This is a genomic window from Myxococcus sp. AM010, from assembly GCF_013372585.1.
GTDB classification, from domain to species: domain Bacteria; phylum Myxococcota; class Myxococcia; order Myxococcales; family Myxococcaceae; genus Myxococcus; species Myxococcus vastator.
On record NZ_JABXEO010000003.1, the window covers coordinates 182,410 to 209,115 of the forward strand.

The 26,706-nt window shown below is 70.0% G+C and carries 21 protein-coding genes; 11 read left to right on the forward strand and 10 right to left on the reverse strand.

The window, feature by feature from the left end:
* Positions 1–15: 15 nt before the first annotated feature.
* The 8 genes from HV826_RS03340 to aroF form a co-directional block, all read right to left on the reverse strand.
* Positions 16–1,317 (reverse strand): citrate synthase, encoded by a 1,302-nt coding sequence (locus HV826_RS03340; protein WP_176415550.1) that lies wholly within the window; start codon positions 1,315–1,317, stop codon positions 16–18.
* Positions 1,318–1,394: 77 nt separating this feature from the next.
* Positions 1,395–2,687, reverse strand: coding sequence for a 3-phosphoshikimate 1-carboxyvinyltransferase (locus HV826_RS03345; RefSeq protein ID WP_176415551.1), 1,293 nt, complete (start codon positions 2,685–2,687; stop codon positions 1,395–1,397).
* Positions 2,684–3,754, reverse strand: coding sequence for a 3-dehydroquinate synthase family protein (locus HV826_RS03350; RefSeq protein ID WP_176415552.1), 1,071 nt, complete (start codon positions 3,752–3,754; stop codon positions 2,684–2,686). Before HV826_RS03350 ends, HV826_RS03345 begins: the two co-directional genes overlap by 4 nt.
* Entirely contained in the window at positions 3,751–4,770 is a 1,020-nt protein-coding gene (gene aroC, locus HV826_RS03355) for a chorismate synthase (RefSeq protein WP_176415553.1), read from the reverse strand. The genes HV826_RS03350 and aroC overlap by 4 nt, the downstream gene beginning before the upstream one ends.
* Positions 4,767–6,038, reverse strand: a complete 1,272-nt coding sequence (locus HV826_RS03360) for a shikimate dehydrogenase (RefSeq protein WP_176415554.1) — start codon at positions 6,036–6,038, stop codon at positions 4,767–4,769. The genes aroC and HV826_RS03360 overlap by 4 nt, the downstream gene beginning before the upstream one ends.
* The gene (locus HV826_RS03365) at positions 6,035–6,637 is read right to left on the reverse strand and encodes a shikimate kinase (RefSeq protein WP_176415555.1); all 603 of its coding nucleotides are present in this window, start codon (positions 6,635–6,637) and stop codon (positions 6,035–6,037) included. The genes HV826_RS03360 and HV826_RS03365 overlap by 4 nt, the downstream gene beginning before the upstream one ends.
* Positions 6,618–7,307 (reverse strand): bifunctional demethylmenaquinone methyltransferase/2-methoxy-6-polyprenyl-1,4-benzoquinol methylase UbiE, encoded by a 690-nt coding sequence (ubiE, locus tag HV826_RS03370; protein ID WP_163785450.1) that lies wholly within the window; start codon positions 7,305–7,307, stop codon positions 6,618–6,620. Before ubiE ends, HV826_RS03365 begins: the two co-directional genes overlap by 20 nt.
* Complete coding sequence (gene aroF, locus HV826_RS03375) at positions 7,304–8,143, reverse strand: 3-deoxy-7-phosphoheptulonate synthase (protein WP_176415556.1); 840 nt, start codon at positions 8,141–8,143, stop codon at positions 7,304–7,306. Before aroF ends, ubiE begins: the two co-directional genes overlap by 4 nt.
* A gap of 176 nt (positions 8,144–8,319) precedes the next feature.
* Between aroF and HV826_RS03380 the strand changes: the two genes are divergently transcribed.
* The 7 genes from HV826_RS03380 to HV826_RS03410 all read left to right on the forward strand — a co-directional run bounded on the left by HV826_RS03380 (position 8,320) and on the right by HV826_RS03410 (position 18,082).
* A complete protein-coding gene (locus tag HV826_RS03380; protein WP_176415557.1) occupies positions 8,320–9,630 on the forward strand; it encodes an isochorismate synthase MenF in 1,311 nt (436 codons plus the stop codon).
* Positions 9,614–11,383, forward strand: coding sequence for a 2-succinyl-5-enolpyruvyl-6-hydroxy-3-cyclohexene-1-carboxylic-acid synthase (gene menD, locus HV826_RS03385; protein ID WP_176415558.1), 1,770 nt, complete (start codon positions 9,614–9,616; stop codon positions 11,381–11,383). Before HV826_RS03380 ends, menD begins: the two co-directional genes overlap by 17 nt.
* A complete protein-coding gene (gene menH / locus HV826_RS03390) occupies positions 11,374–12,231 on the forward strand; it encodes a 2-succinyl-6-hydroxy-2,4-cyclohexadiene-1-carboxylate synthase (protein WP_176415559.1) in 858 nt (285 codons plus the stop codon). Before menD ends, menH begins: the two co-directional genes overlap by 10 nt.
* Complete coding sequence (locus HV826_RS03395; RefSeq protein WP_176415560.1) at positions 12,228–13,151, forward strand: 1,4-dihydroxy-2-naphthoate polyprenyltransferase; 924 nt, start codon at positions 12,228–12,230, stop codon at positions 13,149–13,151. The genes menH and HV826_RS03395 overlap by 4 nt, the downstream gene beginning before the upstream one ends.
* Before the next feature lie 9 nt (positions 13,152–13,160).
* The gene (gene menC, locus HV826_RS03400) at positions 13,161–14,321 is read left to right on the forward strand and encodes an o-succinylbenzoate synthase (RefSeq protein ID WP_176415561.1); all 1,161 of its coding nucleotides are present in this window, start codon (positions 13,161–13,163) and stop codon (positions 14,319–14,321) included.
* Positions 14,322–14,348: 27 nt separating this feature from the next.
* A complete protein-coding gene (gene menE, locus HV826_RS03405) occupies positions 14,349–15,797 on the forward strand; it encodes an o-succinylbenzoate--CoA ligase (RefSeq protein WP_176415562.1) in 1,449 nt (482 codons plus the stop codon).
* Positions 15,798–16,456: 659 nt separating this feature from the next.
* Entirely contained in the window at positions 16,457–18,082 is a 1,626-nt protein-coding gene (locus tag HV826_RS03410; protein WP_176415563.1) for a bifunctional 3-(3-hydroxy-phenyl)propionate/3-hydroxycinnamic acid hydroxylase, read from the forward strand.
* A gap of 77 nt (positions 18,083–18,159) precedes the next feature.
* Here the strand turns inward: HV826_RS03410 and HV826_RS03415 are convergent, their stop codons facing one another.
* Positions 18,160–18,906 carry a hypothetical protein gene (locus tag HV826_RS03415; RefSeq protein WP_176415564.1) on the reverse strand — a complete coding sequence of 249 codons (747 nt, stop codon included), beginning with the start codon at positions 18,904–18,906 and terminating at the stop codon, positions 18,160–18,162.
* Between the two features lie 5 nt (positions 18,907–18,911).
* Positions 18,912–21,062 carry a hypothetical protein gene (locus tag HV826_RS03420; protein ID WP_255208325.1) on the reverse strand — a complete coding sequence of 717 codons (2,151 nt, stop codon included), beginning with the start codon at positions 21,060–21,062 and terminating at the stop codon, positions 18,912–18,914.
* Between the two features lie 407 nt (positions 21,063–21,469).
* Here HV826_RS03420 and HV826_RS03425 point away from each other — a divergent pair, with 407 nt between their 5' ends.
* The 4 genes from HV826_RS03425 to sdhA all read left to right on the forward strand — a co-directional run bounded on the left by HV826_RS03425 (position 21,470) and on the right by sdhA (position 26,670).
* Entirely contained in the window at positions 21,470–22,021 is a 552-nt protein-coding gene (locus HV826_RS03425) for a HAMP domain-containing histidine kinase (protein WP_176415566.1), read from the forward strand.
* A 274-nt stretch (positions 22,022–22,295) separates the two neighbouring features.
* The gene (icd, locus tag HV826_RS03430) at positions 22,296–23,594 is read left to right on the forward strand and encodes an NADP-dependent isocitrate dehydrogenase (RefSeq protein WP_176415567.1); all 1,299 of its coding nucleotides are present in this window, start codon (positions 22,296–22,298) and stop codon (positions 23,592–23,594) included.
* Between the two features lie 31 nt (positions 23,595–23,625).
* Positions 23,626–24,570 carry a malate dehydrogenase gene (gene mdh / locus HV826_RS03435; protein ID WP_176415568.1) on the forward strand — a complete coding sequence of 315 codons (945 nt, stop codon included), beginning with the start codon at positions 23,626–23,628 and terminating at the stop codon, positions 24,568–24,570.
* A 222-nt stretch (positions 24,571–24,792) separates the two neighbouring features.
* On the forward strand, positions 24,793–26,670 hold the full coding sequence (gene sdhA, locus HV826_RS03440) for a succinate dehydrogenase flavoprotein subunit (RefSeq protein WP_176415584.1): 1,878 nt from the start codon (positions 24,793–24,795) through the stop codon (positions 26,668–26,670).
* The last annotated feature ends 36 nt before the right edge of the window (positions 26,671–26,706 follow it).

The window sequence follows — 26,706 nt, forward strand, 5'->3', positions numbered from 1 at the left end:
GCCTGGCGCCAAGGACTACTTGGCGGCGCGCTGCTTCATGGGGACGTAGTCGCGGCGCGGGGAGCCCGTGAACACCTGGCGCGGCCGGGCGATCTTCTGCTCGTTGTCCGTCACCATCTCCTCCCACTGCGCGCACCAGCCCACCGTGCGGGGGATGGCGAAGAGCACCGGGAACATCTCGACCTGGAAGCCCATCGCCTCGTAGATGAGGCCCGAGTAGAAGTCGACGTTCGGGTACAGCTTCCGCTTCACGAAGTACTCGTCCTCCAGCGCGATGCGCTCCAGCTCGACGGCGATCTCCAGCAGCGGGTTCTTGCCCGTCACCTCGAAGACCTCGTCGGCCACGCGCTTGATGACCTTCGCGCGCGGGTCGTAGGACTTGTAGACGCGGTGACCGAAGCCCATCAGCTTCTTCTCACCCTCGCCGCTCTTCACCGACTTGATGAACTCCGGGATCTTGGAGATGTGGCCGATGTCGCGGAGCATGCGGAGCACCGCCTCGTTGGCGCCGCCGTGCAGCGGGCCGTAGAGGGCGCCGATGCCCGCGCTGACCGCCGAGTACGGATCCACCTCGGACGAGCCCACCGTGCGCACGGACGTGGTCGAGCAGTTCTGCTCGTGGTCCGCGTGCAGGATGAAGAGGATGTCGAGCGCGCGCTCGAGCACGGGGTGGACCTTGTAGGTCGCCGTGCCGATGCGCTTGATCATCGCCAGGAAGTTGGCGACGTAGGACAAGTCATTGTCCGGGTAGATGTACGGCAGGCCCATCGTGTGCCGGTAGGAGAACGCGGCGATGGTGGGCATCTTCGCGATGAGCCGGGTGATCTGGATGCGGCGGCTCAGCGGGTCCTTGATGTTCTTCGCGTCGGGGTAGAAGCTGGACAGCGCCGCCACCGTGGAGCTCAGCATGGACATGGGGTGCGCGTCGTAGCGGAACCCGTCCATGAAGCTCTTCACGTTCTCATGCACGTACGTGTGGTGCGTGACGAGGTGGTTGAACTGCTCCAGCTCCTTCGGCGTGGGCAGCTCACCGTTGAGCAGGAGGTAGGCGACCTCGATGAAGCTCGACTTCTCGGCGAGCTGCTCGATGGGGTAGCCCCGGTACTCGAGGATGCCCTTGTCTCCGTCAATGAAGGTGATGGCGCTCTTGCAGTTGGCGGTGTTGAGGAACGCCGGGTCGTAGCCCATCAGCCCAAAGTCATCGTCGCCCGTTTTGATCTGGCGGAGAGCATTGGTGCGAATACAGCCGTTCTCGACCGGGACCTCGTAGGTCTTCCCGGTCCGATTGTCGGTGATCGTCAGCGTGTCCTTGGCCATGGGGCGGAGATTTCACAGGGCGGAGAGTGCTTTCAACAAAAAAGAACGATAAGTCTGCTGGTCGGACACTGAGGGTCTCAGCGTGCATCAGTTATCCGAACACCCACCCCGGACAGCTGCCGCCAGAACCCAGGAAAGCTCTTTTCCACGCACTCTGGACCGGTGAGTGTCAGCGGCGCGCCGGACAGGACACACAGTGTCGCCGCTGTCATCGCGAGGCGATGGTCACCCTCGCTGCTCATCTCGAAGCCCGAGGGAGGCGTGCGGGGTGGTTGGATCAGCAGCCGCTCTCCTTGGAGCTCCGTGGTTCCGCCGAACGCCTTCACGAGCGTCCGGATACCCTCCAGGCGGTCGCTCTCCTTCACGCGGAGGATGCCCACCTCCGTGAGCGTGGAGGGCGCTGGAAGCACGCAGGCGAGCGCGGCCAGCGTGGGGAGCAGGTCCGGGCACTCCTCGCCGGAGGCGCGCAGGCCCCCTGACAGCGGGCCCTCCACCTTCAGGGTGAAGGGCGCACCGGTGGGCGCCGCGCGCAGGCCCACCTGCTCGATCAACCGCACAATGGCGTCGTCCGGGTGGGCACTGCCCGTGTCCGCGCGGACCACGGTGCCGCCCGTCTTCCAGGCCACCAGCAGCAGGTAGCCCAGGGACGACCAGTCCCCCGGAAGCGTCGGGACGGCCGCGGGCGCCGCGTACCCGGCCACGGTGTAGCTCGATGGTGAGCGCTGGATGTCGAAGCCGAAGCGCCGCAGCCACGTCAGCGTCAGCTCCAGGTAGCCCGCGCTCGTGAGGGGCCCATCAATCTCCACGCGCCAGGGGCGGCGCTCGCGCAGGTACAGCGCGGCGCAGCCCAGCAGCAGGCTGGAGGCGTACTGACTGCTCTGGGCGCCGGGCACGCGGAACACGGGGGGGACGTTCGACGTGTCATGGGGCGCGCGCAGCGCCACCGGCCAGGGTGTGCCCTCCGTGAGCGTGAGGCCCGCGGGACCCAGGGCCTCGCGCAGCGACGTGAAGAGCGGGCCGTGGGGCCGCTCGCCCAGGCGGGGCGTGCCGGTGAAGCGCGCCTGTGCGCCGGGCGTCACCGCCGCCTGGGTGGCCAGGATGCGGAAGGGCGCGCCGCCGTCCGCGCAGTCGATGTCGCGCACGGCGTCCGGCGGCAGGCGCAGGGCCTCGACGCCCCGGCGCAGCACGCGCACGTCGGCGGGCAGGTCCTCATCCGCCTCGGCCTGCACCGAGGGCAGCGGCCACGCGCCCGTGAGGTGCCCCAGCACCAATGCCCGCTGCGCGTCCGACTTGGACACGGGCGGGGTGAGGGGGGCGGCGTGCAGCGCGGAGGGGTCCACTCGGATACGGGAAGCCTTCGCCGTGCTCATGGGCGCACCCCCTTCGTCCACGCGGGCCACAAGGCGCGCCAGCTCGGTTCGTCCACGTCACGCACCTCGGTGGCGCCAATGGCCGTCAGCAGCACCATGCGCAGCTCGCCCCTGGCGCCGGCCTTCTTGTCGGCGGTGAGCAGCGCCAGCACGTCCTTGATGGGCGCGCGGCGGAGGAGGGCGGCGGCGCGCTCGCGGCCCTGGACGCCAGGGCCATTGGACAGGGCGGCCTCGACCTCGGCGGCCACGGGCTCCGGTGTCACGCCCAGGTGACGGCCCACGTCCAGGGCCAGCAGCATGCCCAGGCCCACGCCGTCACCGTGGGACAGCTTGAAGCGGGACACGCTCTCCAGCACGTGGCCGAAGGTGTGGCCGAAGTTGAGCACCCGGCGCAGCCCCGTGTGCTCGTACGGGTCCTGCGCGCAGATGCTCTCCTTGAGGGCGCGGGCGTCCTTCACCAGCTTCTCCAGCGCGGGCGGCTTGCGCACGTAGCGGCGGAAGCGCGGCGCGTCGAGGCTGACCACCATCTTCCACGCCTCCAGCGCGCCCTCGCGGCGCTGCGCATCGGAGAGCGTGTCGAAGAACTCGGGGCACACCCAGCCTTCGTCCGCGTAGTGGAAGACGCCGGCCGGGTTCTTCACCACGCGCCCGCGCACCGTCATGTCGACAGCGCCCTTGCCGCCGACGCTGCTGTCCACCGCCGCCAGCAGCGTGGTGGGGACCTGCACCAGCCGCACGCCGCGCTTGAGGAGGTGCGCGGCCACGGTGGAGACGTCACCGATGGTGCCGCCGCCCACGGCCACGAGCGTGCCGGAGCGCGGGAGGGCCAAACCGCCGGCCAGGACCTTCTCCAGGGCGGTGAACGTCTTGGCGCTCTCGCCGCCAGTGAGCTGGATGATGGCGCGGGGGCTGCGCGCCTCCAGGGTGGGGAGGAGGCTGGGGTGGAGCTTCGCGACGGTGCGGTCCACCACCGCGATGCTGCCCTCGGGAAGGTTCTTCGCGAGCCGGGCGAAGGTGCCCCAGCGGTCGGAGGGCGGACGGTAGGCCCCGGGAGGAAGAGCGCTCATAGGGCGTGCGGCCTCGCGTTCATGTGGAGGACGAGGTCGGCGATGACCAGCGACACCATGGCCTCCAGCACCGGGACGGCGCGGGGCATGATGCACGGGTCGTGACGGCCACCCTTCGCGTGCTCCTGCAGCGTGGCGGGCGGCTTGAAGAAGGTGCGGAGCTGCATCGGCTCACCGTTGGCGAGCCCGCCCTGGATGCCGCCATACGCGTCCTTCACGGCGTGGAACTGGATGCCGGGCTGGCCAATGCGCTCCAGCAAATCAGGTGGGCCCCAGACGACGCCGGTGACGGCGCCGATGCTTCCCAGCGCCTGGGCGATGCGCGCCTTGAGCTTGCCGAAGATGGGCTCGCCCAGCCCCACGGGCAGGCCCTCCACGCGCACGTCGATGGCGCCGCCCAGGCTGTCGCCCGCTTCCTTCGCGGTGAGGATGCGCTGGGACATCTCGTCGCGGACGGTGACGTCCGGGCAGCGCGTGGCGTGCGCGTCCACCTGCTCGCGGGTGAGGCCCGGCGCGGGGACGGCGGCCACCAGGTTGCCCACCTGGGACACGTAGGCAACGGTGCGGATGGAGGGCACGTCACGGGCCAGGTACGCCTCGGCGATGGCGCCGCCGATGACGCGGCAGAGCGTCTCGCGTCCGCTGGTTCGGCCGCCGCCGCGGTGGTCGCGGTGCTTGAAGCGCTCGCGCCACACGGCGTCCGCGTGGCCGGGCCGGTCCTCGGCCTTCAGCTTCTCGTAGTCCCCTGAGCGCTGGTTCGTGTTGCGCACGATGGCGGCGATGGGCGTGCCCAGCGTCTTGTCGTCGAAGACGCCGGACAGGACTTCCACCTGGTCCGGCTCGCTGCGCGCGGTGGTGAGGGTGGACTGGCCAGGGCGCCGACGGTCCAGCGCGACTTGAATCTGCTCGCGCGTCAGGGGCACACCGGCGGGGCAGCCATCCAGGATGGCGCCGAGCGCGGGGCCGTGGCTCTCTCCAAACGTCGTCAGGCGAAACAGCTCGCCGAAGGTATTCATGTCGCGGACTCCCAGAGTTGGCGCTGACGCCGGGCTTGCGCGACGAACCACGCCGCACCCAGCAGGACCGGAGTACCGCCGCGGAGGACAACCTCCGCGGCGATGCGCCGGCCCGGAGCGCCGTAGGCGATGACCGCCACACGGGCCCCGTCGAAGCGCAGGTCGTCAGGAGCGGGCACCCTATCGGGCCAGGTCCAGACGCCCGCCCCTGTGAGAGGCGCCTGGATGTCGGCGCGTCGCAAGACGCGCAAGTCACAGCTCAGCTCCGCCGCCACGGACCGGAGCGCCGACGTGGCGCCCCCATCTCCCAGGACGAAGACTTCGCGAGCCCCGAGCCGCTCGAGCACCGTGCGGGCGCCGAACGTGTCGGTATTGAAGGATTCCCACCGGTCGCCCCGGCGGACCAGCGTGTTGATGGCGTCCAGGGAGGACCCCGTGTGCTTCGCCAGCCGCAGCTTGAAGGGGCTGGTGACGGCGAAGCCTCCGTAATGCGGCAGCAGCGCGTCCACCACCGCCTCCACGGGCCCGTCCTCCGGCAGGTCGATGCGGTCGAAGGGCTGACGGTGGATGCGGGGCGAGCGCGAGTGGAGGATGGACGTCCCCAGGATGCCTAGCCGCAGCGGCGGCGCCACCGTGTACCGGTCCGCGCCGCGCAGCTCCCGCACGGCGTCATCCAGCAGCCGCTGCCCGGGCGCCGCGACCCAGGCGCCTCCCGCGGCGACGTAGTCCAACACGTTGCCCCGAGCGAGCAGCGCCCGCGTGGGCAGCGCCACCGCGCCCATGCCCAGCACCGTGACGCGCGTGGCACCGAAGCGCTCCGCCATCCGCCGCTGCGTCTCCAGCAGCGTGACGAGGTGCGCCGGGTCCGTCATCGGCTCCACGTGCTTCACCAGGGCGTCGGCGGGCAGCTCACGCTCCCACAACTGGAGCGCTTCCTCCGTGGACAGCTGCCGGCTCGCGTGGTGCGACGCGAGCAGCTTTCCCGGCGGTGCCGCCAGCGAACCCTGTTGCCCCGACGCGTCCATCAAGTCCCGGTCCACGCGCCAGGCCGCGGCCACCCAGCGGGCGGGCAGCGGCTTGCCCCGCTCGGAGACGAGCAACGGCAGCACCGCCGCCAGCGCCTCGGGGTCAATCGCGTCAGGGGCGTGCAGGTCCGTGCGGATCTCCAGGACGTCCGCCCCACGGCGCTGGCCGTCACGCGCGAAGCGGACGGCGTCTTCGCCGAGCAAGGTGGGGGGCAGGGTGACGACGCGCCGGGCGGGCGTCACAGGGGCACCTCGGGGGCAAGGCAGCCTCGGAGGAAGTCCTCCAGGGCCACGGTGGGGACGCGGGCGTGCAGCACCTCGCGCTCATGGAACACGGCGGACAATTCTTCTTCGAGCGACACGTCGGCGCGCAGCCGCGGGCGCGTCCGGTCCGTGAGCAGCCGCTCACGGTAGGTGTCGAAACACACGGGGACGACCAGGGTGAAGCGCCCGGCCAGCGCGTCCGGGTGGTGGGACAAGAAGCCCCCTCCCACGGCCACCAGGGCTCCAGCCGGCAGGTCCAGCAGGGCCTGTCGTTCGGCGGTCCGGAACGCTTGCGGCGCTTCGGCCACCCACCTGCGCAGCGGGCGGCCGTGGAGGCGCTCCAGGTGCGCGTCCAGGTCCAGCCCGGGCCGCGCGAGCATGCGGGCCACCATGGGCAACAGGCGCGACTTGCCGGCGCTCCGGTGGCCGGCGAGCACCACCGTCTGTCCGGAGACGGGGAATGGGGAGGGGCCCGGGCGGGCTACCGCCACCCTCAGTCCCGGCGCGAGCCGGGGATCCACCGAGGCGAGAATCTGTTCGACGAGGTCCCGCCGCTCCTCAGCGGACGGTGCCGACATAGATGTAGGCGGTGCCGAACGTGAGCGCATGCGCGGACTTTGCCGCGTAGGCCCCGGACTGGTCCATCAACTCCAGGAACTTGTCGCCAGCCGGGAACGCGGCGGACGTCTTGGGCAGGTACTGGTACGCGGCGCGGTTGCCCGTCAGCAGCCCACCGACGGCGGGCATCACCGTCTTGCTGTAGAAGCGGAACAGGGCCCCGAAGGCCCCCGTGGGCTGGCCGAACTCCAGCACCACGACATGGCCACCGGGCCGGACCACCCGCGCCATCTCCTTCAGGCACTTCACCGGGTCATCCACGTTGCGGATGCCGAAGGAGATGGAGGCCACGTCGAAGCTGTCTGCCGCGAAGGGCAGGTCCATCGCGTCGGCCACCTGGAAGTCCACCTGGAGGCCCGCCTTCTCCGCCTTGGCGGGGGCGCTCTCCAGCATCTCCGGGCAGAAGTCCGTGCCCACGACGCGGCCGGAGGCGCCCACCTTGCGCTTGAAGGCCAGGGCCAGGTCGCCGGTGCCCGAAGCGCAGTCGAGGACGCGGTCTCCCTCCTTCGCGGTGCTGAGCCGGACGGCCTTCCGGCGCCACAGCCGGTGGATGCCGAACGAGAGGACCTCATTCGTCACGTCGTACTTCGTGGCGATGGAAGAGAACATCTCACGGACTTCAGTACTCATCGCGCCCTCACGACCTGGGCCGGGCTCTCCGGCCGCCAAAGGTGTCGGTCCACCGCGTGTAGCACGGCTGGCAGCCGCCGCATCAACGTCTCGAAGCCTTCGGGCGTCAGGGCCTGGTGCCCATCGCACATGGCCAGCTCGGGCTTCGGGTGGACTTCAATCAACAATCCGTCCGCCCCCGCGGCCGCGGCCGCCAGCGACATGGGGAGGATGAGCGCCGGGTCCCCCGTCGCATGGGACGGGTCGACGATGACGGGCAGGTGGGAGCGCTGCTTCGCCCAGGCCACCGCCGCCAGGTCCAGCGTGTTGCGCAGCTCCGTCTCGAAGGTGCGGATGCCGCGCTCGCACAACATCACCTGCTCGTTGCCGCCGTCGAGGATGTACTCGGCGGCCAGCAGCCATTCCTGCAACGTGGCCGACAGGCCTCGTTTGAGCAGCACGGGCTTGCGCACCTTCCCCAGCGCCCGCAGCAGCGAGTAGTTCTGCATGTTGCGCGCGCCCACCTGGAGGATGTCCGTGGACTCCTCCATGAGGGGAATCTGCGCCGACTCCATCACCTCGCTGATGATGGGCATGCCGTGGCGCCGCCCGGCCTCCGCCAGGACGTGCAGGCCCGGCTCGCCCATGCCCTGAAACGCGTAGGGGCTGGTGCGAGGCTTGAATACGCCACCGCGCAGGACATGGGCGCCCGCGGCGGCCACCACCGAGGCGGCGTGCTGCACCTGCTCCGCGCCCTCCACCGCGCAGGGACCGGCCATGACGACGAACCCGGGACCTCCGACTTCCACGGGGCCCACGCGCACGCGCGTGCCTTCGGGCCGCTCCGCGCGAAGCACTCGAAGCGCGCCCGGGGCCCGTCCGGACCCGGCTGGTTCGTCTGGCCGCTTGCCTCCCACGGACCCTCTCCTTCATGGAGTTCAAGAGGTTTTGAACTCCTTGGTGCATGTATAGCCGAGATGGCTTAGAAGACAACCGAAGGTGATTGCGCCGCAATCGCCGATGAGGAACGCTGATGAAGACGCTCAATCCCGTTGAGAGCCAGCGCTGGGTGGCCGGAATGACGCCCCTTGCGGTGGTGGATCCGCTCGCGGGTGCGGACGTATTGGGCGTTCCGACCATCTATTGGGAGCGCCCGCTGGCGCAGGAGGCGGCGGCGGGGTGGGGCGAGGCCGCGGTGGTGGAGGCGCGGGACGCCTCCGACATTCCTGGCGTGCTGGCCTCGCTCGGGCGCGCGCGGGTGCGTTGGCTGGGCGAAGCCCCGGAGTCAATGCCGGGTCCCTGGTTTGGTGGCATCCGTTTTGGTGTCTCGGGCACGGTGGACGCGGCGTGGGCGTCGCACGGCGTGACGCGCTGGACGCTGCCCGAGGTGCTGGTGCTCCGCACGGCGCGCGGCGTGTGCGTGGTGGCGTTCGCGCAGGAGGGCCGAGGGGGCGAGGACCTGGTGCGCTCGCGGCTGGAGCGCGTCTGTGCCTGCTTTCCGGAGTCGTACCGGCATGCGCGCGGTGAGCCCGTGGCGCTGGAGTTGAGTGCGTCGCGGCCGGACTTCGAGGCGCGGGTGCGGCGCGCGCTGGACGCGATTGCGTCCGGGCACCTCCAGAAGGTGGTGCTGGCGCGCCCGCTGGATGCGGAAGGGGCCGCGCCCTTTGACGTGGTGGACGTGCTGGCGCGGCTGCGCGAGCAGAATCCCCGCTGCGCCACCTTCCTGTTCCGCGCGCCGGACGACACGTGCTTCCTGGGCGCCACGCCGGAGACGCTGTGCCGGGTGGACGGGCAGGTGCTGGAGACGGAGGCCCTGGCGGGCACGGCCGCGCCTGGCCAGGCGGACGGCCTGCGGGGACACGACAAGGACGTGCGCGAGCACGCGTCGGTGGTGGGCTACCTCGTCGCCGCGTTGAAGCCGCTGGCGCAGCAGGTGTCGTCGGACGCGGAGCCCGCGCTGCTGACCTTGAAGAACGTGGTGCACCTGCGGACGGGGTTTCGCGCCGAGCTTCGGCCCGGGGTGACGCCGGCGCAGGTGGTGGAGGCGCTGCATCCCACGCCGGCCGTGGGCGGCACGCCCCGTGAGCGCGCGCTGTCGTTCCTGGTGGAGCACGAAGGCCTGGACCGTGGCTGGTACGCGGGTCCGGTGGGCTGGGTGGGGCCTGGGCGGGCGCACCTGATGGTGGCGCTGCGCTCGGCGCGCGTGAAGGGCGCGAAGGCCCGGCTGTTCGTCGGCGTGGGGCTGGTGGCTGGCTCCAACGCGGACTCGGAGTGGCGGGAGACGGAGATGAAGAGCCTGGCCATGTTGCGGGCCTTGGGAGGCGGGGATGTCGTCCGACGCTAACCTCAACGTGCTGTGGGCGCGCGCGTTGCTGGAAGAGCTCGTGCGCGGTGGTGTTCGCCACGCGGTGGTGTGCCCGGGTTCCCGGTCATCGCCCCTGGCCCTGGCCTGCGCCGGGACGGAGGGGCTGCGCACGTGGTCCGTCATCGACGAGCGCAGCGCGGGCTTCTTCGCCCTGGGGCTCGCGAAGCAGTCGCGCGCGCCGGCGGTGGTGGTGGCCACCAGCGGCACCGCGGGCGCGCACTTCTTCCCGGCGGTCATCGAGGCCGCGCTGTCGCAGGTTCCCCTGGTGGTGCTGACGGCGGACCGGCCCCTGGAGCTTCAGGGCTGGGGCGCGCCGCAGACGGTGCCGCAGGCGCGCTTCTTCGGAGAGCACGCCCGCTTCTACGCGGACCTGGGGCAGCCGGAGGCGCATGACGCGGCGTTGATCCACCTGCGCGCCACCGCTGCGCGCGCGGTCGTCAGCGCGTGGCGCGCGCCGCGTGGCGCCGTGCAGCTCAACGTCCCGTTCCGCGAGCCGCTGGCCCCCATCGCCGAGCCCTTCGCCGAGGCGTCCCTGAGCGCGCTCGCGAAGTCAGGCCGCGCTGGTGCGCCGCTGACGCGCATCGTCCCGCCGGAGCCGGTGCCGGACGCGGCCACCCTGGACGAGGTTCGTCGCCGGATTGCCGCGACCCCTCGCGGCGTCATCGTGTGTGGCCCGCGCGATGAAACGGATGGCTTCGCGGCGGCCATCAGCGCGCTGTCGCAGGCCACGGGCTACCCCGTGCTGGCCGAGTCCACCTCGCAGGCGCGGTATGGCGGCGGCCCGCTCACGCTGTCCTATTACGACGCGATGTTGCGGCACGCGCCGTTCGCGAAGGCGCACCGTCCGGAGCTCGTGCTGCGCTTCGGTGGAGGGCTCACGCCGAAGGCGCCGCAGCAGTGGCTGGACGGCTCTGGCGCGGACATCGTCCTCTTCAGCGACGGGGGCGGGCTGTTCGACCCGGCGCACCGTGCGTCCACGGTGGTGGAGGGCTCGGCGGTGGCGGCCTGTGAGGCCCTGACGCGAGGGCTCGCGCGCGGCGTGGGACCGTGGGCGCGAGGCTTCCTGGCCGCGGAGCAGCGGGTACACACGGCGCTGGAGGCCGCGTTCGCGGAGCAGGCCGACATGCTCTCCGAGCCACGCATCGCTCGCGAGGTGGTGGCGGCGCTTCCCGCGGGCGCGCCGCTCTTCGTGTCCAGCAGCATGCCCATCCGCGACCTGGACGCCTTCGCCCCGGCGGGTGCGGTGCCGCTGCGGGTGCTGGCCAACCGGGGGGCCAACGGGATTGACGGCATCGTCTCCAGCGCGCTCGGCATGGCGGCGGCGGCGGGCCGACCCGCGGTGCTGCTCACGGGGGACCTGGCGTTGCTGCATGACGTGGGGGCCTTCGTCACCGCGTCGCGCACGCGGGTGCCGCTCACGGTGGTGGCGGTGAACAACGACGGGGGCGGCATCTTCTCGTTCCTCCCCATCGCCCAGGCCGCGCCTCGGGACACGTTCGAGACGCTCTTCGGTACGCCGCACGGAGTGGACCTGTCCCACGCGGCGGCGCTGGGCGGGGCCCGGTTCCATCGGCCGCGGACGCCCGTCGCGCTCAGGTCGGCCGTGCGCGAGGGCCTGGAGGGCGGGCTCCACCTGGTGGAAGTGCGCGTGGACCGCACCGCGAATGTGGATGAGCACCGGCGGCTGTTCGCTCGAATGGCGGCCTCACTGGGAGAAGGACCATGGGCGTGAAGCTGGCTTACGAGACGTGGGGTGAGGGCTCCCGTCCGCTCGTGTTGCTGCACGGCTTCACTGGCAGCCGCAGGGCCTTCGACGGGCTGCGTCCGCTCCTGGGCCGCGACCTGCGCGCGGTGGCGGTGGACCTTCCTGGCCATGGGGCCACGCCGCTGCCGGACCAGCGGGGGCGTGAGGCCTTCGTGGAGACGGTGGACGCGCTCGTCGCGCTGGTGGACTCGCTGGGCCTGGGGCCCGTGGATCTGCTGGGCTACTCGCAAGGGGCTCGCGTGGCGCTGGCGGCGGCGGTGCGCGCGCCGGACCGCTTCGGCCGGCTCATCATGGAGAGTGGTTCGCCCGGGCTGCACCGGCGCCAGGAGCGCGCGGCCCGGCGGGAGGCGGACGGACAGCTTGTGGCCTTCATCCGTTCGCGAGGCGTGGACGCCTTCGTGGAGCGCTGGGAGCAACTGCCGCTGTTCGACGGCCTGCGCCAGCTTCCGCGGGAGCGCAAGGACGCGCTGCGCTCCCAGCGCCGCGCCTGCACGGCGGAGGGGCTCGCGGGCGCGCTGGAGTGCCTGGGCCTGGGCGTTCAGCCGGACTTCTGGCCCGAGCTGCACGCCCAGCGGCTGCCCACGCTGCTGCTGACGGGCGCGTTGGATGCGAAGTTCACCCAGCTTGCCCGCCGCATGGCCACGGAGCTGCCGGTCGTCTGGCGCCACGCCTTCGAGGGCTGTGGCCACGCGCCGCACCTGGAAGCGCCGGAGGCGTATGCCCGTGAAGTCCTCGGGTTCCTCCAGACGCCCTGGTACGAGGCCCCGCAGTTCGACAGCCCCGTGGCCGTGAGCGAGGGACGGGTGACGTCGTGAGCACGTCGGTTCCGGCGTCGGGCCCGCTGTCGGTGAAGCCCCGTCCAGGGGTGAAGCACTGGGTGATGGCGGCGCGTCCCAAGACGCTGACGGCGGCGCTGGCGCCGGTGTTGGTGGGCACGGGGCTCGCGTTCGGCTCGGGCGTGGGGCGCCTGCTGCCCGCGCTGGCGGCGCTGCTGGGCGCGGTGCTCATCCAGATTGGCACCAACTTCATCAACGACTACTACGACTTCAAGAAGGGCGCCGACACACACGAGCGGCTGGGCCCTCAGCGCGTGACGCAGAGTGGCCTCATCGCGCCGGGCACCGTGCTGGCGGGTGCGGGCGTGTGCTTCGCGCTGGCCACGGCGGTGGGCCTGTACCTGGTGGCGGTGGGCGGCTGGCCCATCATCGCCATTGGCCTGGCGTCGCTGCTGTGCGGCTACGCGTACACGGGCGGCCCCTTCCCCCTGGGCTACAACGGCTTGGGAGACGTGTTCGTCTTCATCTTCTTCGGCCTGGTGGCGGTGACGGGGACCTACTACGTGCAGGCGGGGACGGTGGACCCGGCGGCGTGGTGGGCGGCGGTGCCCGTGGGCGCCAGCGGCACCATGCTCATCGTCGTCAACAACCTGCGCGACGTGACGACGGACGTGAAGGCCGGCAAGCGCACCCTGGCGGTCCGCTTCGGCACGGGCGTGGGGAAGGCGGAGTATCTCCTCCTGCTGGTGCTGTCGTACGCCACGCCCTTCGCGATGTACGCCCTGAAGCTGGCCAGCCCCTGGGTGTTCCTGTCCCTGCTGAGCCTGCCCCTGGCGGTTTCCCCGCTGCGGCGGGTGCTGAAGCAGGAGGGGGCGGCGTTGAATCCGGCCCTGGGGTCCACGGCCAGACTGCAGCTCGTGTTTGGCGTGCTGTTCGCGTTGGGCCTCTACCTGCGATGATGTGAGACCATGCGGATTGCCCAGGTTTCGCTCATTCCCCTCCGGTTGGAGCTGCGCCAGCCCCTGAAGACCTCTCAAGGGGTGCACGCGGCGCGAGAAGGCTTCCTCATCCGCCTCGTCGACGAGGAGGGGCGCGAGGGCCTGGGCGAGGCGATGCCGCTACCGGCGTTCGGCACCGAGTCGCTCGAGGACTGCGGCGTGACGCTGAACGCCTGGCTGTCCGAGCTGAAGGGCCAGTTCCTGGGTGACTCGGTCCGGGCCATCGAGGACACGTTGTCGCCGTTTCCCCCCGCCGTGGCGCGAGGCGACGGCGTGCGCATCCGGGCACGGCAGGTGACGCCAGCGGGCCCCATGCCGGCCGCGGAGCACGCGCTGGAGCTGGCGCTGCTGGACCTGCTCGCGCAACGCCAGGGTGTGCCGCTGTGCTGGCTGCTGGCGGAGGAGGCTCGGACGGAGGTGGCGGTGAACGCGCTGCTGGGCGCCGACACCCCTGAGGCCCTGGCGGAAGAGGCCCGTCATGCCGTGGCCGAGGGCTTCGGGACCTTGAAGTTGAAGGTCGCCGGCCGTCCGCTGGACGCCGACGAGGCGCGCGTGAAGGCCGTGCGCGACGCGGTGGGGCCGGACGTGAAGCTCCGCCTGGACGCGAACGGCGGCTGGTCCGAGCCCGACGCGAAGCGCGCCTTGGACCGGCTGGGCTGGTATGGCCTGGAGCTGGTGGAGCAGCCCACGCCGCCGGAGGACCTCGCGGCGCTCTGGCGCGTTCAGCGCCGCGCCCCATGCCCGGTGGCCGCGGACGAGTCCCTGGCTTCTCCCGATGCGCTCCGGGCCTTGCTGACGGTGGACCCGTTGCTGGGCGGTGGGCCAGCGGTGGGCGCGGTGGTGCTGAAGCCCATGGTGCTGGGCGGGCTGTTGCCGTGCCTCGTCGTCGCGATGCGCGCGGCGCGGCTCGGGATGCAGGCCTATGTCACCAGCTCCATGGATGGCGTGGTCGCTCGGGCTGGCGCGGCACACCTCGCGGCGGCGCTGCCCTCCGGCGCGCTGGCCTCCGGGCTCGCGGTGGGGCGCTTGCTGGTGAAGGAGCCAGAAGGACACCCGTACCATCCGCGGCGAGGCGTCATCTCCCTGTCGAGCGCCCCGGGGCTCGGTCTGAGCTCCCTGTCCTGGGTGTGACGGCCAAAGAAGCCCCAAGGTGACGGAATGCCGGTCCTGGTGTGTCCCATTCGAGAAGGCGCCCGCCGTCATCCCGAGGCGGAGGCCCTGACGTTCGCGGGCCGCTCCTGGTCCTACGGCGCGCTGGATGCGGAAGTCGCCCGGTGGGTGGCCGCACTCCAGGCGGAGGGTGTTGGAGCTTCGGACCGGGTGGCCTCGCTGGCGACGAACCACGCCGCCTCCGTGTGTCTCTTCTGGGCGCTGGGCCGGCTGCGCGCGGTGCTGGCGCCGCTCAATGCCCGGCTCACGGCCGCGGAGCTGGCGCCCATGGTGGAGGACCTCCAGCCCCGCCTGACGCTGGCGCTGGGCGCCCTGGTGGAGCGACTCCCGGGGGCGCGGCCACTCGAGTCCTTCGCGGAGGCCGCCTCCACGGACGCTTCGACGTGTCAGTCCCTGGAGTCCTCATCACCCCGGGTCGTGCTCTTCACCAGCGGGACGACGGGCCGGCCCAAGGGGGCCGTGCTGACGGAGGGCAACTTCCGGGCGTCTTCACGGGCGTCCACGGCCAACCTGGGGGCGCATCCAGCCCCGCGTTGGCTGGGCACGCTGCCGCTCTTCCATGTGGGGGGCATCGCCATGCTCACCCGCACCGCCTACGAGGGGGGCTGCCTCGTCCTGCACGAGCGCTTCGACGCCGATGCGGCCAACCAGGCCATCGACGGGGAGGGCGTGTCCCATGTGAGTCTCGTCGCCACGACGCTGGAGCGGGTGCTCGACGCGCGGGGGGGGCGGCGCATGCCGGACTCCTTCGCCCTGGCCTTGATAGGCGGAGGTCCGGTGCCCGTGCCGCTCCTCGCGCGGGCGAGCGCCGCGGGCCTGCGCGCCCTTCAGACTTACGGCCTGACGGAGGCCTGCTCACAGGTGACGACCGAGCGCCCGGACGAGGCGGACGGCCGCACCGCCGGCGTCCCGTTGCCGGGTGTCGAGGTGCGCATCGTCGGCGTGGGGGGCGAAGTCCTCGGCCCAGGGGAGGAGGGCGACATCGAGGTGCGCGCGCCCACCGTGATGGCCGGGTACTGGCGGCGTCCGGAGGCCACGCTGGAGGCGGTTCGGGACGGCTGGCTGCGCACGAAGGACGTGGGAGTGCTGGATGGGCGGGGACGGCTCACCGTGCTGTCTCGCCGCACGGACCTCATCGTCCGGGGTGGGGAGAACATCTACCCGGCGGAGGTGGAAGCGGTGCTTGTCAATCACGCCGCGGTACAGGAAGCCGCCGTGGTGGGCTTCCCGGACGGCCGCTGGGGCGAAGTGCCCGTGGCCTACATCGCGCCGCGCCCGGGACAGCCGCAACCCGGGGAAGAGGCACTGGCGGCGTGGTGCCGTCAGTCCCTGGCGGGCTTCAAGACGCCCGCGCGTTTCGTCTGGGTGGACGCGCTGCCTCGCAACGCCATGGGGAAGGTCGAGCGCACCGTCCTGAGCCGGCACGCCCGACGCTGACCCACGGAGCTCAGCACTCCGAGACGGGGTGGCCCCAGGGATTGGTCCGAGGGAACTGCCGCAGGACGGTGCTCAGTCGGCAGGTGGCCGACACGGTGGTGGCCGCCCCGGACCGACGGGAGGCCGACGCGCCCCGATGTTCGAAGGTGCCCAGTCGGGCCGCCTGCATCGCCAGTTGCTTTTCGACCTCCGGGGACCAACAGGAGAACTCAAGCCATTCCATGTGCGTGCTCCTTCGCGCCGCAGTGTTCGGACACATCCGACCTTTTCAAGTCACGAAAATCACGACGCCGCGCGTTGAAGCTGGCAATCAGTGGCGATTTCCCGACAAGGGTCGTCGTCTCAACCCGGAGACATGGTCGCCATCTTTCAAAAGCCACTCCGGGCTGTCGTATTCCCGCGTGACTGCCTGCCCTCCGAGGAGGGGCCCGCATTTCCTGCGCGGACCTGGGACGCGTGGACAGTCTTGCGCCATCCGCGCCGGGAACCCCTCGCCATTGCTGATGCGGCTGCAACCTTTCACTCCCAAGGTCAAAACTCAAACATGCAAGGATTTCCACGCCCGTCGTTGAAGAGTTGAAGAGACACCGCACGAGGGATTTTGATATCGAAACGCCTCAACGGCAGCTCAGCACGTGTTCTCGCAACGGGAGGGAGAGATGGCTCCGGAGTCCGTTGATGTCATCATCGTGGGCAGTGGTCCGGTGGGAGCGATGGCGGCGAACCTCCTGGGGCAGCAGGGGATTCGGACGCTGGTGGTGGAGCGTGAAGTCACGCCTCATGGCCAGTCCCGCGCCATCAGCGTGGATGACGAGGGCCAGCGCATCTTCCAGTCCACGGGGCTGGTGGGCGACCTGGGCGCGGGCTTCTATCCGTGCAAGCGGCTGCAGTACCTGAATGACTCGCTGCGCTCGCTGGCGGAGGTGGACTTCACGCGGTTGGACCGGCCGTTCGGCTACGTGCCCGCGGCCTTCTTCCAGCAGCCGCGCATGGAATCGGCGCTTCGCCAGGGGCTGAAGCGCTTCCCGCATGTGGACCTGTGGCTGGGCCACGAGGTGGAGTCCTTCGTCCAGGACGAAGAGGGCGTCACCGCCCGCGTGAAGGAGGTCGCGGGGGAGCGAGCCGTCAACGTGCGCGCGCGCTTCCTGCTCGCGTGCGACGGCTCGCACAGCTCCATCCGCCGGCGACTGGGCCTGACGCTCGTGGGGACGACGGCGCTGGAGCACTCGCTGGCCATCACCGTGAAGACGTCCTCACCCGAACCGGACTTCACCAGCTACCTGTGTGGCCCCGTGCGCCGGGGCTTCATCGCGCGCACCGCGCCGAACGAGATTCGCTTCGACATCATCCTGGAGCCGGATGCGGACCTGCAGGCGGCGCGCTCGCCCGAAAACGTGCGGCGGCTGATTGGCTACTACCTGGACCCGGATTCGGTGGAGCTCGAATCCGTCAAGATCTTCTCGTACCACAGCCGCATGTCCGCGCAGTGGCGGGTAGGCCGCGTGTTCCTCCTGGGCGACGCGGCGCACCTGATGCCGCCGTTCCTGGGGCAGGGGCTCTGCGCGGGTCTCCGGGACGCGGCGAACCTGACCTGGAAGCTGGGGATGGTGCTCACGGGCGCGGCGGATGCGTCGCTGCTGGACACCTACGAGGAAGAGCGGCGTGGCCACGTGTCGGAGGTGATTCGCGGCTCGGACGCCATGGGCCGGGTGATGATGTCGGGCGGGCGGGTGATGGCTCGCGTCCGCAACGCGCTCATCCAGGTGATGTACCGGCTGCCGGTGATGGGTGACTTCATCCGCGACTACAAGGTGAAGCCGGAGATGCCGCTGCGCCGGGGCTTCATGCATGGCGCCCAACGCGAGAAGGGAGACGTGCCGGAGGGCTCCTACTTCCCGCAGCCGCGCGTGGAGCGGCCCGACGGGGAGACGGCGCTGCTGGATGACTGCCTGGGCGAGGGGTTCGTGGTGCTCACGCGCCCAGGCGCCTCCCAGGAAGCGCAGCGCGAGGCACGGGCCCTGGCGGACGAGCTCGGGGCCCGCTGGTGGCGGGTGGCCGCCGCCGACCGCGCGGGGACCGGCGGGGCGGACACGCTGGTGGACCTGGACGGCCGCCTGGGCGCCTGGTTCGCGCGGTACGCGGCCGACCTCGTGGTGCTCCGGCCGGACCGCTACGTGTTCGGTATCGCGGGAGGCGGCAAGCGGGGCCACCTCCTGGGCTCGCTCAAGGGCCGCGTCCGCCCTCCCTCGCGTCCGAAAGGCGCGGAGGTCCGGCGGGCGGGCTGAGGCGCGCGGCAACGGGAAGACAACAGGCGCCCGGGCCGGGGCGCCACACGACCGTGACGTGGGGGGCGCGGGGAGGCTCAGGCCGCGGCGGCGGACTGGACCAGCTTCCCGGCACGCTCCACGCAGTCGCCCATGAAGCGCAGATAGATGTCGAGCGCGCTGGCGCCCGTCTTGGCGATGATGGGCGCCTTGTCCGGCACCTGGGCCAGGAGCTTGTCGAGCATCACCTCGTTGAGCGCGGTGTGACCCACGTCAATCTCCGTGTGCTCCTTGAGGAAGGACATGCCCTGGAGGATCTCCTCGCCACAGACCTTCTTGGCCTGCTCGATAATCACGGGGCCGAGCACCGTCGACAGGCCCTCGATCTCGTACTCGATGGCCACCTGCGCGGCGGGCATCTCGCCGGTGATGGTGTTCTCGTGAATCTCCCGGTACTCCTTCATCGCCTGCGTGGGCGGCTGGGCCAGGAGCTCCTCGACGTTCAGCTTGGGGCTGCGGCGCTCGTTCCAGCGGGCCACCAGGTGCTTGGTGTCCTCGACCATCATCAGGTGGTGGCCGGCCTCGTGCTTGGCGTGGGCGATGAGCTTCTGGCCCACGTCGTCCAGGCCCACCTTCACGGTGGCCTCACCGGCGCGGCGAATCCACCCGTCCACCGGCTCCGTCATGTAGACGCCCAGCGAGTTCCAGGTGATGAGGAAGGCCTCGAAGAGCGCGGGGTCCGCCTTGTCGTCCAGCAGCACCTTCAGCCTGGGGTCCGTCTTGATGCGCTCACGGACGGCGGTCAGGTTGGGCGTGTACAGCTCCTCCACGAGTGGCTTGCTCATGTTCGTTATCCCTGGCGAGAGTTGGGGGCGCTTCGGCGCCCGATGGACACTTCACTGATGTGTTCGAGGTAGTCGGGGATCAACTTCGCGGAGATGATCCACATGTACGGGTCCGGACCTGCATGAATCCCGGCGTCCTGTACGTACTGCCCACCGTCGTCCTCACAGAGATAGTGGAACGAGCGGCGGTGGCGGGCGGCGTACCAACGGCGTGCCGCATCCACCAAGGCGACGTAGGTGGACGGCCCCGCGTCGCTCAGGGGGAACAGCCGTGCCATGTCGAGCAGGCTGTAGAGATTGGTGCCCGGCTGGCCCAGCTCCAGGACGGCGGCGCCCAGGGCCACGCCATTGCGGCGCGCGATGAGGACTTCGCGCTCGCGCTCCAAACCGAAGGTGTTCCACTGGCCCTGGACCGCGCGCATGTCGATGCGGTCGCGCGTGAAGTCGAGCGCCTCCACGTAGCAGGACGGGCGCGAGTGGGCGATGTGGTCCGTCAACAGCGTCAGCTCGGCGGAGGTGGCGGGGCTGATGGTGATGCCCTCGTGCAGCCGGCCCGTCTGCTCGTGCGTGTAGACGTCCATCATGTGGATCTTGCGCGTGAAGGCCAGCTCCGGGTTCGCCGCCATGTGCCGCTCGCCGTAGCGGACGTGCGCGCGCGCGATCCAGGGGTTGAGGCCCTCCACGTAGGCCACGGCCCAGCGGAAGTCGGGGTCGCTCTGCGGGTGCTCGAAGCAGCGCACGTACAGGTCGTGCATGATGCGGCCCGGCTCCAGCCCCTTGAGGGCGGGCTTGCCCGGGCGCTTGGCCACCTGGTGTCCCATCCAGGTGTGCCGGTACGACTTCATGATGGACAGCGTCGCCTCGGGGCCGCGCTCGGAAGGCCACACGGCCTGGCAGAAGAGCTGCGGCACTTCCGCGGCGCGCTTGGCCATGTGGCTGAAGGCCTGCTTCAGTGCGTCGAATTCCTGAGAGGATTTGTTCGCCAGGCTGAAGAAGCCAGACAGCGTGAAGACATCCCAGAGCCCCTCTTCCTGCACGTCACTGGTGCAGGTGTTGGGGTTGGTCGTCTGGGAGACGAAGCGCACCCAGCGCGCCTCGTCGGAAGAGTAGGGTGACACGCTCAAGCCACACAGCACGGTGCCGTCGGCGCGCGCGCTGGTGACGTAGCGGATTTCACCGCGCAGGCTGATGGACTGGCCGTCCGGCGTGTGGAGCTCGAGCAGGGGCGGCAGCAGCCCCGGGAACAGCAGGTCCTCCGGGCGGCAGCGGATGCACATGCCGGAGAAGGACAGGTCCATCGCCGCGCGCTCCATCTCCCCCTGCTCGCGCCACAGCGGGTGGTGGAAGGTGACGCGCACTCCCTCGGGCGCGGGCGTGCGGCGGTGCCAACGGTGACGGATGCGGAAGAGGACGTCGGGCAGCGGCGACGTGAAGCGCTGGCCGTCCGGCGCTCCCACCTCCAGGCGCATGCGGTACGCGCTGTTGTGGCCGATGACGTCGATGTCGTAGGGCGCCTCACCCCAGTCTGTCACCGGGTCCTCGGCGTGCCACTCCAACTGCTCCGTCTCCGCGTTGTAGCGCTCCAGCACCAGGCGGACGGTGCGGCCCATGCGGCGCAGCACACCCTTGTTGCCGGCGGTGCTGATGGCCACCAGGATGGCGCGGATGCGCTCGGACTCGTCGATGGTGTCCTGCACCGGAAGGGCAGACGCGGCCGGCACCGCGACGCCCCGCTTCAGCGCATCCGCCAGCAGCGCCAGGATTTGACGGCCCTGCTCCAGCGAGACGTTCACCAGCTGCAGCCCCACCGGGGACCCGGCCGTGTCCGCGTCCGTGCGGATGAAGGCGCCCCGGATGGGGCCCAGCGTCACGCCACGGCCGGACAGATAGACAGGCAGGCCGCGCGCGTCGGAGGTGTCCACCTCACCCGTGGGCATCACCCACACCACGGTGGGGCTCAGCCGCGTCACCACGCCCATGGCGCCGTCCGGCGTACCCACGGAGCAGGTGATGGCATCCGCGCCCGTCCCGTGCAGGGAGTAGCCCGAATCATCCAGCGCGGCCTCGGCGGGCGGCAGCGGAATCACGTTGAACAGCGCGTCACGACTGCGGAACTCGACCGACCGACGGTCGGAGAGCGGGTTTCCCCCTTCCATGAACAGGCGCCCCCTTCTCCGGTGCTGAGGAACCCCAGATGCAGTCGTCGAAAGTGCAAGCACGGTTGTTCCTCCTCGCTCCAGCGGTGCTGCGTTAGGCGGCGAATCGCTATAGGTCCGCATCATACGGATTTCCGAGGAACAGTCAAATCGGATTTGTGCAGTCAGGCTGTTTTCTGGCTGGCGGAATGGACGTCCGTGGGTCGTAGGTGACAGCACCTACTTCCAAGTCTTACGAAGCGATTCACCGCGACGGCACACTCATACGGCGAAGATGCTGCGCGGCTGTAATGTCATAAGTCTGGCAGGCTGTGCGTACTTTCTCGTAGTGAAATGGCGTTCGTCAGACCGGCTCGTTAGAGTTCCCTCAGTACAGCGAGCGGGAGGTGTGAGGGATGAGTGCTGTCGTGAACGCTGTGGGAGGGACGCAGGCCTCGGAGCAACGCCAGGCGCCTGTTCACGGCCGTGCCACGGGCCTGATGCCGGTGGACTCGCCAGACGTACTCCGAGTGGATGTCACGGAGGTCGTTGGCGGCGCGGTGGAACTCCTCTCAGCCACGCGCCGCTTGCGAGGAGTCCAGGTTTCGCTGGAGCTTCCTGAGGATCCGGTCCCCGCTAATGTCAGTCACCGGCGGCTGCAGCAGGTGCTGCTGTTGTTGTTGGCGCACGCCGCGGATGCCTCGAACGGGCAGGGCGTTCGTGTGGTGGTGGACTCCGCGGACGACTTCGGGGACCTGCCGCCTCGCTTCCAGGTCCAGGTCGCGGGGGCGTCGCTGTCCGCGCGGGAGCTCCAGGCCGTCTTCCTGTCGCCCATGCTGGTGGGGCCCCTGCACCGCAAGCTGGCCCGGGCCCGTGAGCTGACGGAGTCCATGGGGGGCACCTTGGAGGTGGCCAGCAGCGCGGTCGCCGGCATCACCGTGACGGTGGAGCTGCCCGCGCCGGGGATGTCCAGCTGGTAGTCCGGGCGGGCCGTCATGCCCGCCGCTGATCCACTGAAGAGGTAGAGGAGGGCGGGCCACCAGTGCCTGGCCCTCCTTTTTCGTTGCGCCGCCGGGAGTGCCGGCCGTGTCGTTTCGTGCACGTGCGGGGACGGGCCGTTATTCCGCGCCCGGCCGCTGGCTCCGATAAGTCGTTCCGCGTCGGCCCGTGGCCAAACTCCTTGACGTCGCGGGGCGGGTTCTCGACTATCCCGCGCCGATTCTTACACGGTCACACCTTCTCAGGAGCACATCCATGGCGCCCCCGTCATCCGGAGAGAAGATCTCCCTGCAGAGCGGCAAGCTGTCCGTCCCGGACAACCCGATCATCCCCTTCATCGAGGGAGACGGCACCGGCCGCGATATCTGGCGTGCGTCCCAGGCGGTGTTCGACGCCGCGGTGGAGAAGGCCTACAAGGGCAAGAAGAAGATCGCCTGGTACGAAGTCCTGGCCGGCGAGAAGTCCTTCAAGGCGGTCAACAGCTGGCTGCCCGAAGAGACGGTCGAGGCGTTCCGCACCTATCTGGTGGGCATCAAGGGCCCCCTGACGACGCCGGTGGGCGGCGGCATCCGTTCGCTGAACGTGGCCCTGCGGCAGATGCTGGACCTGTACGTCTGCCTGCGTCCCGTGCGCTACTTCAAGGGCGTTCCCAGCCCCGTGAAGACGCCGGAGAAGGTCAACATGACCATCTTCCGTGAGAACACGGAAGACATCTACGCGGGCATCGAGTTCGAGGCCGGCACGGCCGCCGCGGAGAAGTTCCTGGGCATCCTGAAGCAGGAGTTCCCGAAGGAGTTCGGGAAGATCCGCTTCCCGGCCGACGTGGGCCTGGGCGTCAAGCCGGTGTCCCACGAGGGCAGCGACCGGCTAATCCGCGCCGCCATCCAGTACGCCGTGGACCACAAGCGCAAGAGCGTCACGCTGGTCCACAAGGGCAACATCATGAAGTTCACCGAGGGCGCCTTCCGCAAGTGGGGCTACGAGCTGGCCGCCCGGGAGTTCGGTGACAAGGTCTACACCTGGGACCAGTGGGAGGCCACCAAGGCCGCCAAGGGCGAGGACGCCGCCAACGCGGAGCAGAAGGCCGCGCTGGCCGCCGGGAAGATCCTGATCAAGGACTCCATCGCGGACATCACCCTTCAGCAGGTCCTCACCCGTCCGGACGAGTTCGACGTCATCGCCACGCTGAACCTCAACGGCGACTACCTGTCGGACGCGCTGGCGGCGCAGGTGGGCGGCATCGGCATCGCGCCGGGCGGCAACATCAACTACGTCACGGGCCACGCGGTGTTCGAGGCCACGCACGGCACGGCGCCCAAGTACGCGGATCAGGACAAGGTGAACCCGGGCTCGGTCATCCTCTCCGGTGAGATGATGTTCCGGCACCTGGGCTGGCACGAGGCGGCCGACCTGATGATCCAGGGCATGGACCGCGCCATCGCCAGCAAGACGGTGACCTACGACTTCGCCCGCCTGATGAAGCAGGAAGGGCAGAGCGGCGTCTCCGAGGTCAAGTGCTCCGAGTTCGGGCAGGCCATCATCAAGAACATGTAGTCCCCTCTGGGGACCCAGGAGAGGCGAATCCATGGCTCAGAATGGCAAGAAGAAGATCGGCCTCATCGGCGGCGGTCAGATCGGCGGCAACCTGGCGCTGCTCGCCGTGCAGAAGTCGCTCGGTGACGTGGTCCTGTACGACATCCCGGCGGCCGAGGGGCTGGTCAAGGGCAAGGCGCTGGACATCAACCAGCTGGCCGCGGTCGACGGCTACGACTGCCGCGTGAAGGGCACCACCGACTGGAAGGACGTGGCGGGCTCGGACGTGATCATCATCACGGCCGGCATGCCGCGCAAGCCGGGCATGTCCCGCGAGGACCTGCTTGAGATCAACCTGAAGATCATGACGGACGTGGCGGGCAACATCAAGCAGCACGCCCCGGGCGCCTTCGTCATCAACGTGGCCAACCCGCTGGACGCGATGGTGTTCGCGCTCCACAAGATCTCGGGTCTGCCCAAGCACATGGTCGCGGGCATGGCGGGCGTGCTGGACACCAGCCGCTTCAAGTGCTTCGTCGCCGAGGCGCTCGGCTCGTCCATCCGCGACGTGGAGGCCCTGGTGCTGGGCGGCCACGGCGACGACATGGTCCCGCTCGTCCGCCACAGCACGGTGGGCGGCGTGCCCCTGACGCAGCTGATCGCCAAGGACAAGCTGGACGCCATCATCAAGCGCACCCGTGAGGGCGGCGCGGAGCTGGTGGGCCTGTACAAGACGGGCAGCGCCTACTTCGGTCCCGCCGCTTCCGCCATCGCCATGGCGGAGAGCTTCCTGCAGGACCGCAAGCGCGTGCTGCCGGCCGCCGCCCTGCTGGAGGGCCAGTACGGCATCAGCGGCTACTTCTTCGGCGTCCCCGTGCAGATCGGCGCGGGCGGCGTGGAGAAGATCCACACCGTCGAGCTGAACGACGGTGAGAAGGCCGAGCTGGAGAAGTCCTTCCAGTCGGTCAAGAAGACGGTCGACTCCGTCAAGCTGTAGTCGCTGGACGGCCACGTGCGGCCCGCTGGGGAGACCCGGCGGGCCCTGTGTCTGATGCCGTGGATGACGCGGGCTAATTGCCCCGGACGCCATGATTGCAGCGCGTTTTCACCAAGTTAACTAGCCTGTAGAACTCGCACGGGACGTCCGGGCCCTGGCGCGCCACCTGGCGGGCCGGCTCAACCGAGCAGTGTCCGGCGTCCGGCAGTCAAGGAGACGATGATGGCAGCAGCAGCGCGGTTCACGGTGGTGGGCGGCGGTCTCGCCGGGCTGATGACGACGATCAAGCTCGCTGAGGCGGGCCACCAGGTGGATGTGCTCTCGCTCGTCCCGGTGAAGCGTTCCCACTCCGTCTGTGCCCAGGGTGGCATCAACGGCGCGGTGAACACCAAGGGCGAGGGTGACCACCCGGACATCCACGTGAAGGACACGCTGCGCGGCGGCGACTTCCTCGCGGAGCAGGTCTCCGTGAAGGGCATGTGTCATGCCGCGCCCGGCATCATCTACCTGTTGGACCGCATGGGCGTGACGTTCAACCGCACCCCGGAAGGTCTGCTGGACTTCCGCCGCTTCGGCGGCACGCTGCACCACCGCACGGCCTTCGCCGGCGCCACCACCGGCCAGCAGCTGCTCTACGCGCTGGACGAGCAGGTCCGCCGTTATGAGGCCGAGGGCAAGGTCACCAAGTACGAGTACTGGGAGTGGCTCGGCACGGTGAAGGACGACAGCGGGCGCTGCATCGGCAGCGTGGCCGTCGACCTGCGCACCATGGAGATCCGCACCTTCCCGGCGGAGGCCGTCTGCCTGGCCACGGGCGGCCCTGGCATCGTTTTCGGGCGCTCCACCAACTCCATCATCAACACCGGCACCGCCGCGGGCCGCGCCTACATGGAGGGCGCGCGCTACGCCAACGGTGAGTTCATCCAGGTGCACCCCACGTCGATTCCGGGCGAGGACAAGCTGCGCCTGATGAGCGAGTCGGTGCGCGGCGAGGGCGGCCGCGTCTGGGTGCCCCGCAAGAAGGGCGACACGCGGGCGCCGCAGCAGATCCCGGAGGCGGAGCGCTGGTACTTCCTGGAAGAGAAGTACCCCAAGTACAAGAACCTGGTGCCGCGCGACGTGGCCACCCGCGAGATCTTCATGGTCTGCCGCGAGCTGGGCATGGGCATCAACGGCCGGGACGGCGTGTACCTGGACGTCACGCACATCCCCGCGGCGGTGCTCGACGCCAAGATCAAGGGCGTCATGGAGATCTACGAGAAGTTCGTCGGTGACGACCCGCGCAAGGTGCCCATGGTCATCTTCCCGGGCATGCACTACTCCATGGGCGGCCTGTACGTGAACTTCGAGGCCGACGCGAAGACGCTGACGCCGGCCGAGGGCAGCCCCAAGAACCAGTCCACGACCATCCCCGGCCTCTACGCCGCGGGCGAGGCGGACTACGCCTTCCACGGCGCGAACCGCCTGGGCGCCAACTCGCTGCTGTCGTGCATCTACTCCGGGATGATCGGCGGCCCGGCCATGGCGTCCTTCGCCAAGAGCCAGGGCACCAGCGCCGCGGCGATGCCGGAGAAGCACTTCCAGGCCGCGAAGCAGTACTGGCAGGACCGGTTCGCCACCATGATCAAGATGAGCGGCACGGAGAACCCGTACGGGCTCGCCAAGGAGCTGGGCGACACCATGACGGAGAACTGCACCGTCGTGCGCTACAACGACCGTCTGAAGAAGACGATTGAGAAGATCCGCGAGCTCAAGGAGCGCTGGAACAACGTCAACGTGCTGGACACGGGCAACGTGGCCAACCGCGCGCTGTCGTACACCAACCAGCTGTGGAACATGTTCGAGCTGGGTGAGGTCATCGCCACCAGCGCGCTGCTCCGCGACGAGAGCCGCGGCGCCCACTACAAGCCGGACTTCTCGCTGCCCGAGCCGAAGACGAAGGACCCGACGCAGGATCCGGAGTGGATGAGCCTGTGGCGCGCGCGCCACGAGAAGTGGGCGAAGACGACCGTCGCGACGTACAGCGAGGCCGGCCCGAAGATCCACTACGAGGACATCCCCACGCCCGTGCTGGACCCCGAGCCGCGCTGGTACGCCTGAGACGGGAACCATTCAACTGATTTGGAAGTGAAGGGT

Excerpts from the sequence above, each read along its gene's own strand:
- HV826_RS03415 (WP_176415564.1), bottom strand. The coding sequence starts at position 18,906 with ATGAGCAAGCCACTCGTGGAGGAGCTGTACACGCCCAACCTGACCGCC.
- menD (WP_176415558.1), top strand. The coding sequence starts at position 9,614 with ATGTCGTCCGACGCTAACCTCAACGTGCTGTGGGCGCGCGCGTTGCTG.
- HV826_RS03340 (WP_176415550.1), bottom strand. The coding sequence starts at position 1,317 with ATGGCCAAGGACACGCTGACGATCACCGACAATCGGACCGGGAAGACC.
- aroC (WP_176415553.1), bottom strand. The coding sequence starts at position 4,770 with ATGAATACCTTCGGCGAGCTGTTTCGCCTGACGACGTTTGGAGAGAGC.
- ubiE (WP_163785450.1), bottom strand. The coding sequence starts at position 7,307 with ATGAGTACTGAAGTCCGTGAGATGTTCTCTTCCATCGCCACGAAGTAC.
- HV826_RS03365 (WP_176415555.1), bottom strand. The coding sequence starts at position 6,637 with ATGTCGGCACCGTCCGCTGAGGAGCGGCGGGACCTCGTCGAACAGATT.
- mdh (WP_176415568.1), top strand. The coding sequence starts at position 23,626 with ATGGCTCAGAATGGCAAGAAGAAGATCGGCCTCATCGGCGGCGGTCAG.
- HV826_RS03345 (WP_176415551.1), bottom strand. The coding sequence starts at position 2,687 with ATGAGCACGGCGAAGGCTTCCCGTATCCGAGTGGACCCCTCCGCGCTG.
- HV826_RS03410 (WP_176415563.1), top strand. The coding sequence starts at position 16,457 with ATGGCTCCGGAGTCCGTTGATGTCATCATCGTGGGCAGTGGTCCGGTG.
- icd (WP_176415567.1), top strand. The coding sequence starts at position 22,296 with ATGGCGCCCCCGTCATCCGGAGAGAAGATCTCCCTGCAGAGCGGCAAG.
- menH (WP_176415559.1), top strand. The coding sequence starts at position 11,374 with ATGGGCGTGAAGCTGGCTTACGAGACGTGGGGTGAGGGCTCCCGTCCG.
- menC (WP_176415561.1), top strand. The coding sequence starts at position 13,161 with ATGCGGATTGCCCAGGTTTCGCTCATTCCCCTCCGGTTGGAGCTGCGC.
- HV826_RS03420 (WP_255208325.1), bottom strand. The coding sequence starts at position 21,062 with ATGGAAGGGGGAAACCCGCTCTCCGACCGTCGGTCGGTCGAGTTCCGC.
- HV826_RS03350 (WP_176415552.1), bottom strand. The coding sequence starts at position 3,754 with ATGAGCGCTCTTCCTCCCGGGGCCTACCGTCCGCCCTCCGACCGCTGG.
- HV826_RS03380 (WP_176415557.1), top strand. The coding sequence starts at position 8,320 with ATGAAGACGCTCAATCCCGTTGAGAGCCAGCGCTGGGTGGCCGGAATG.
- sdhA (WP_176415584.1), top strand. The coding sequence starts at position 24,793 with ATGGCAGCAGCAGCGCGGTTCACGGTGGTGGGCGGCGGTCTCGCCGGG.
- menE (WP_176415562.1), top strand. The coding sequence starts at position 14,349 with ATGCCGGTCCTGGTGTGTCCCATTCGAGAAGGCGCCCGCCGTCATCCC.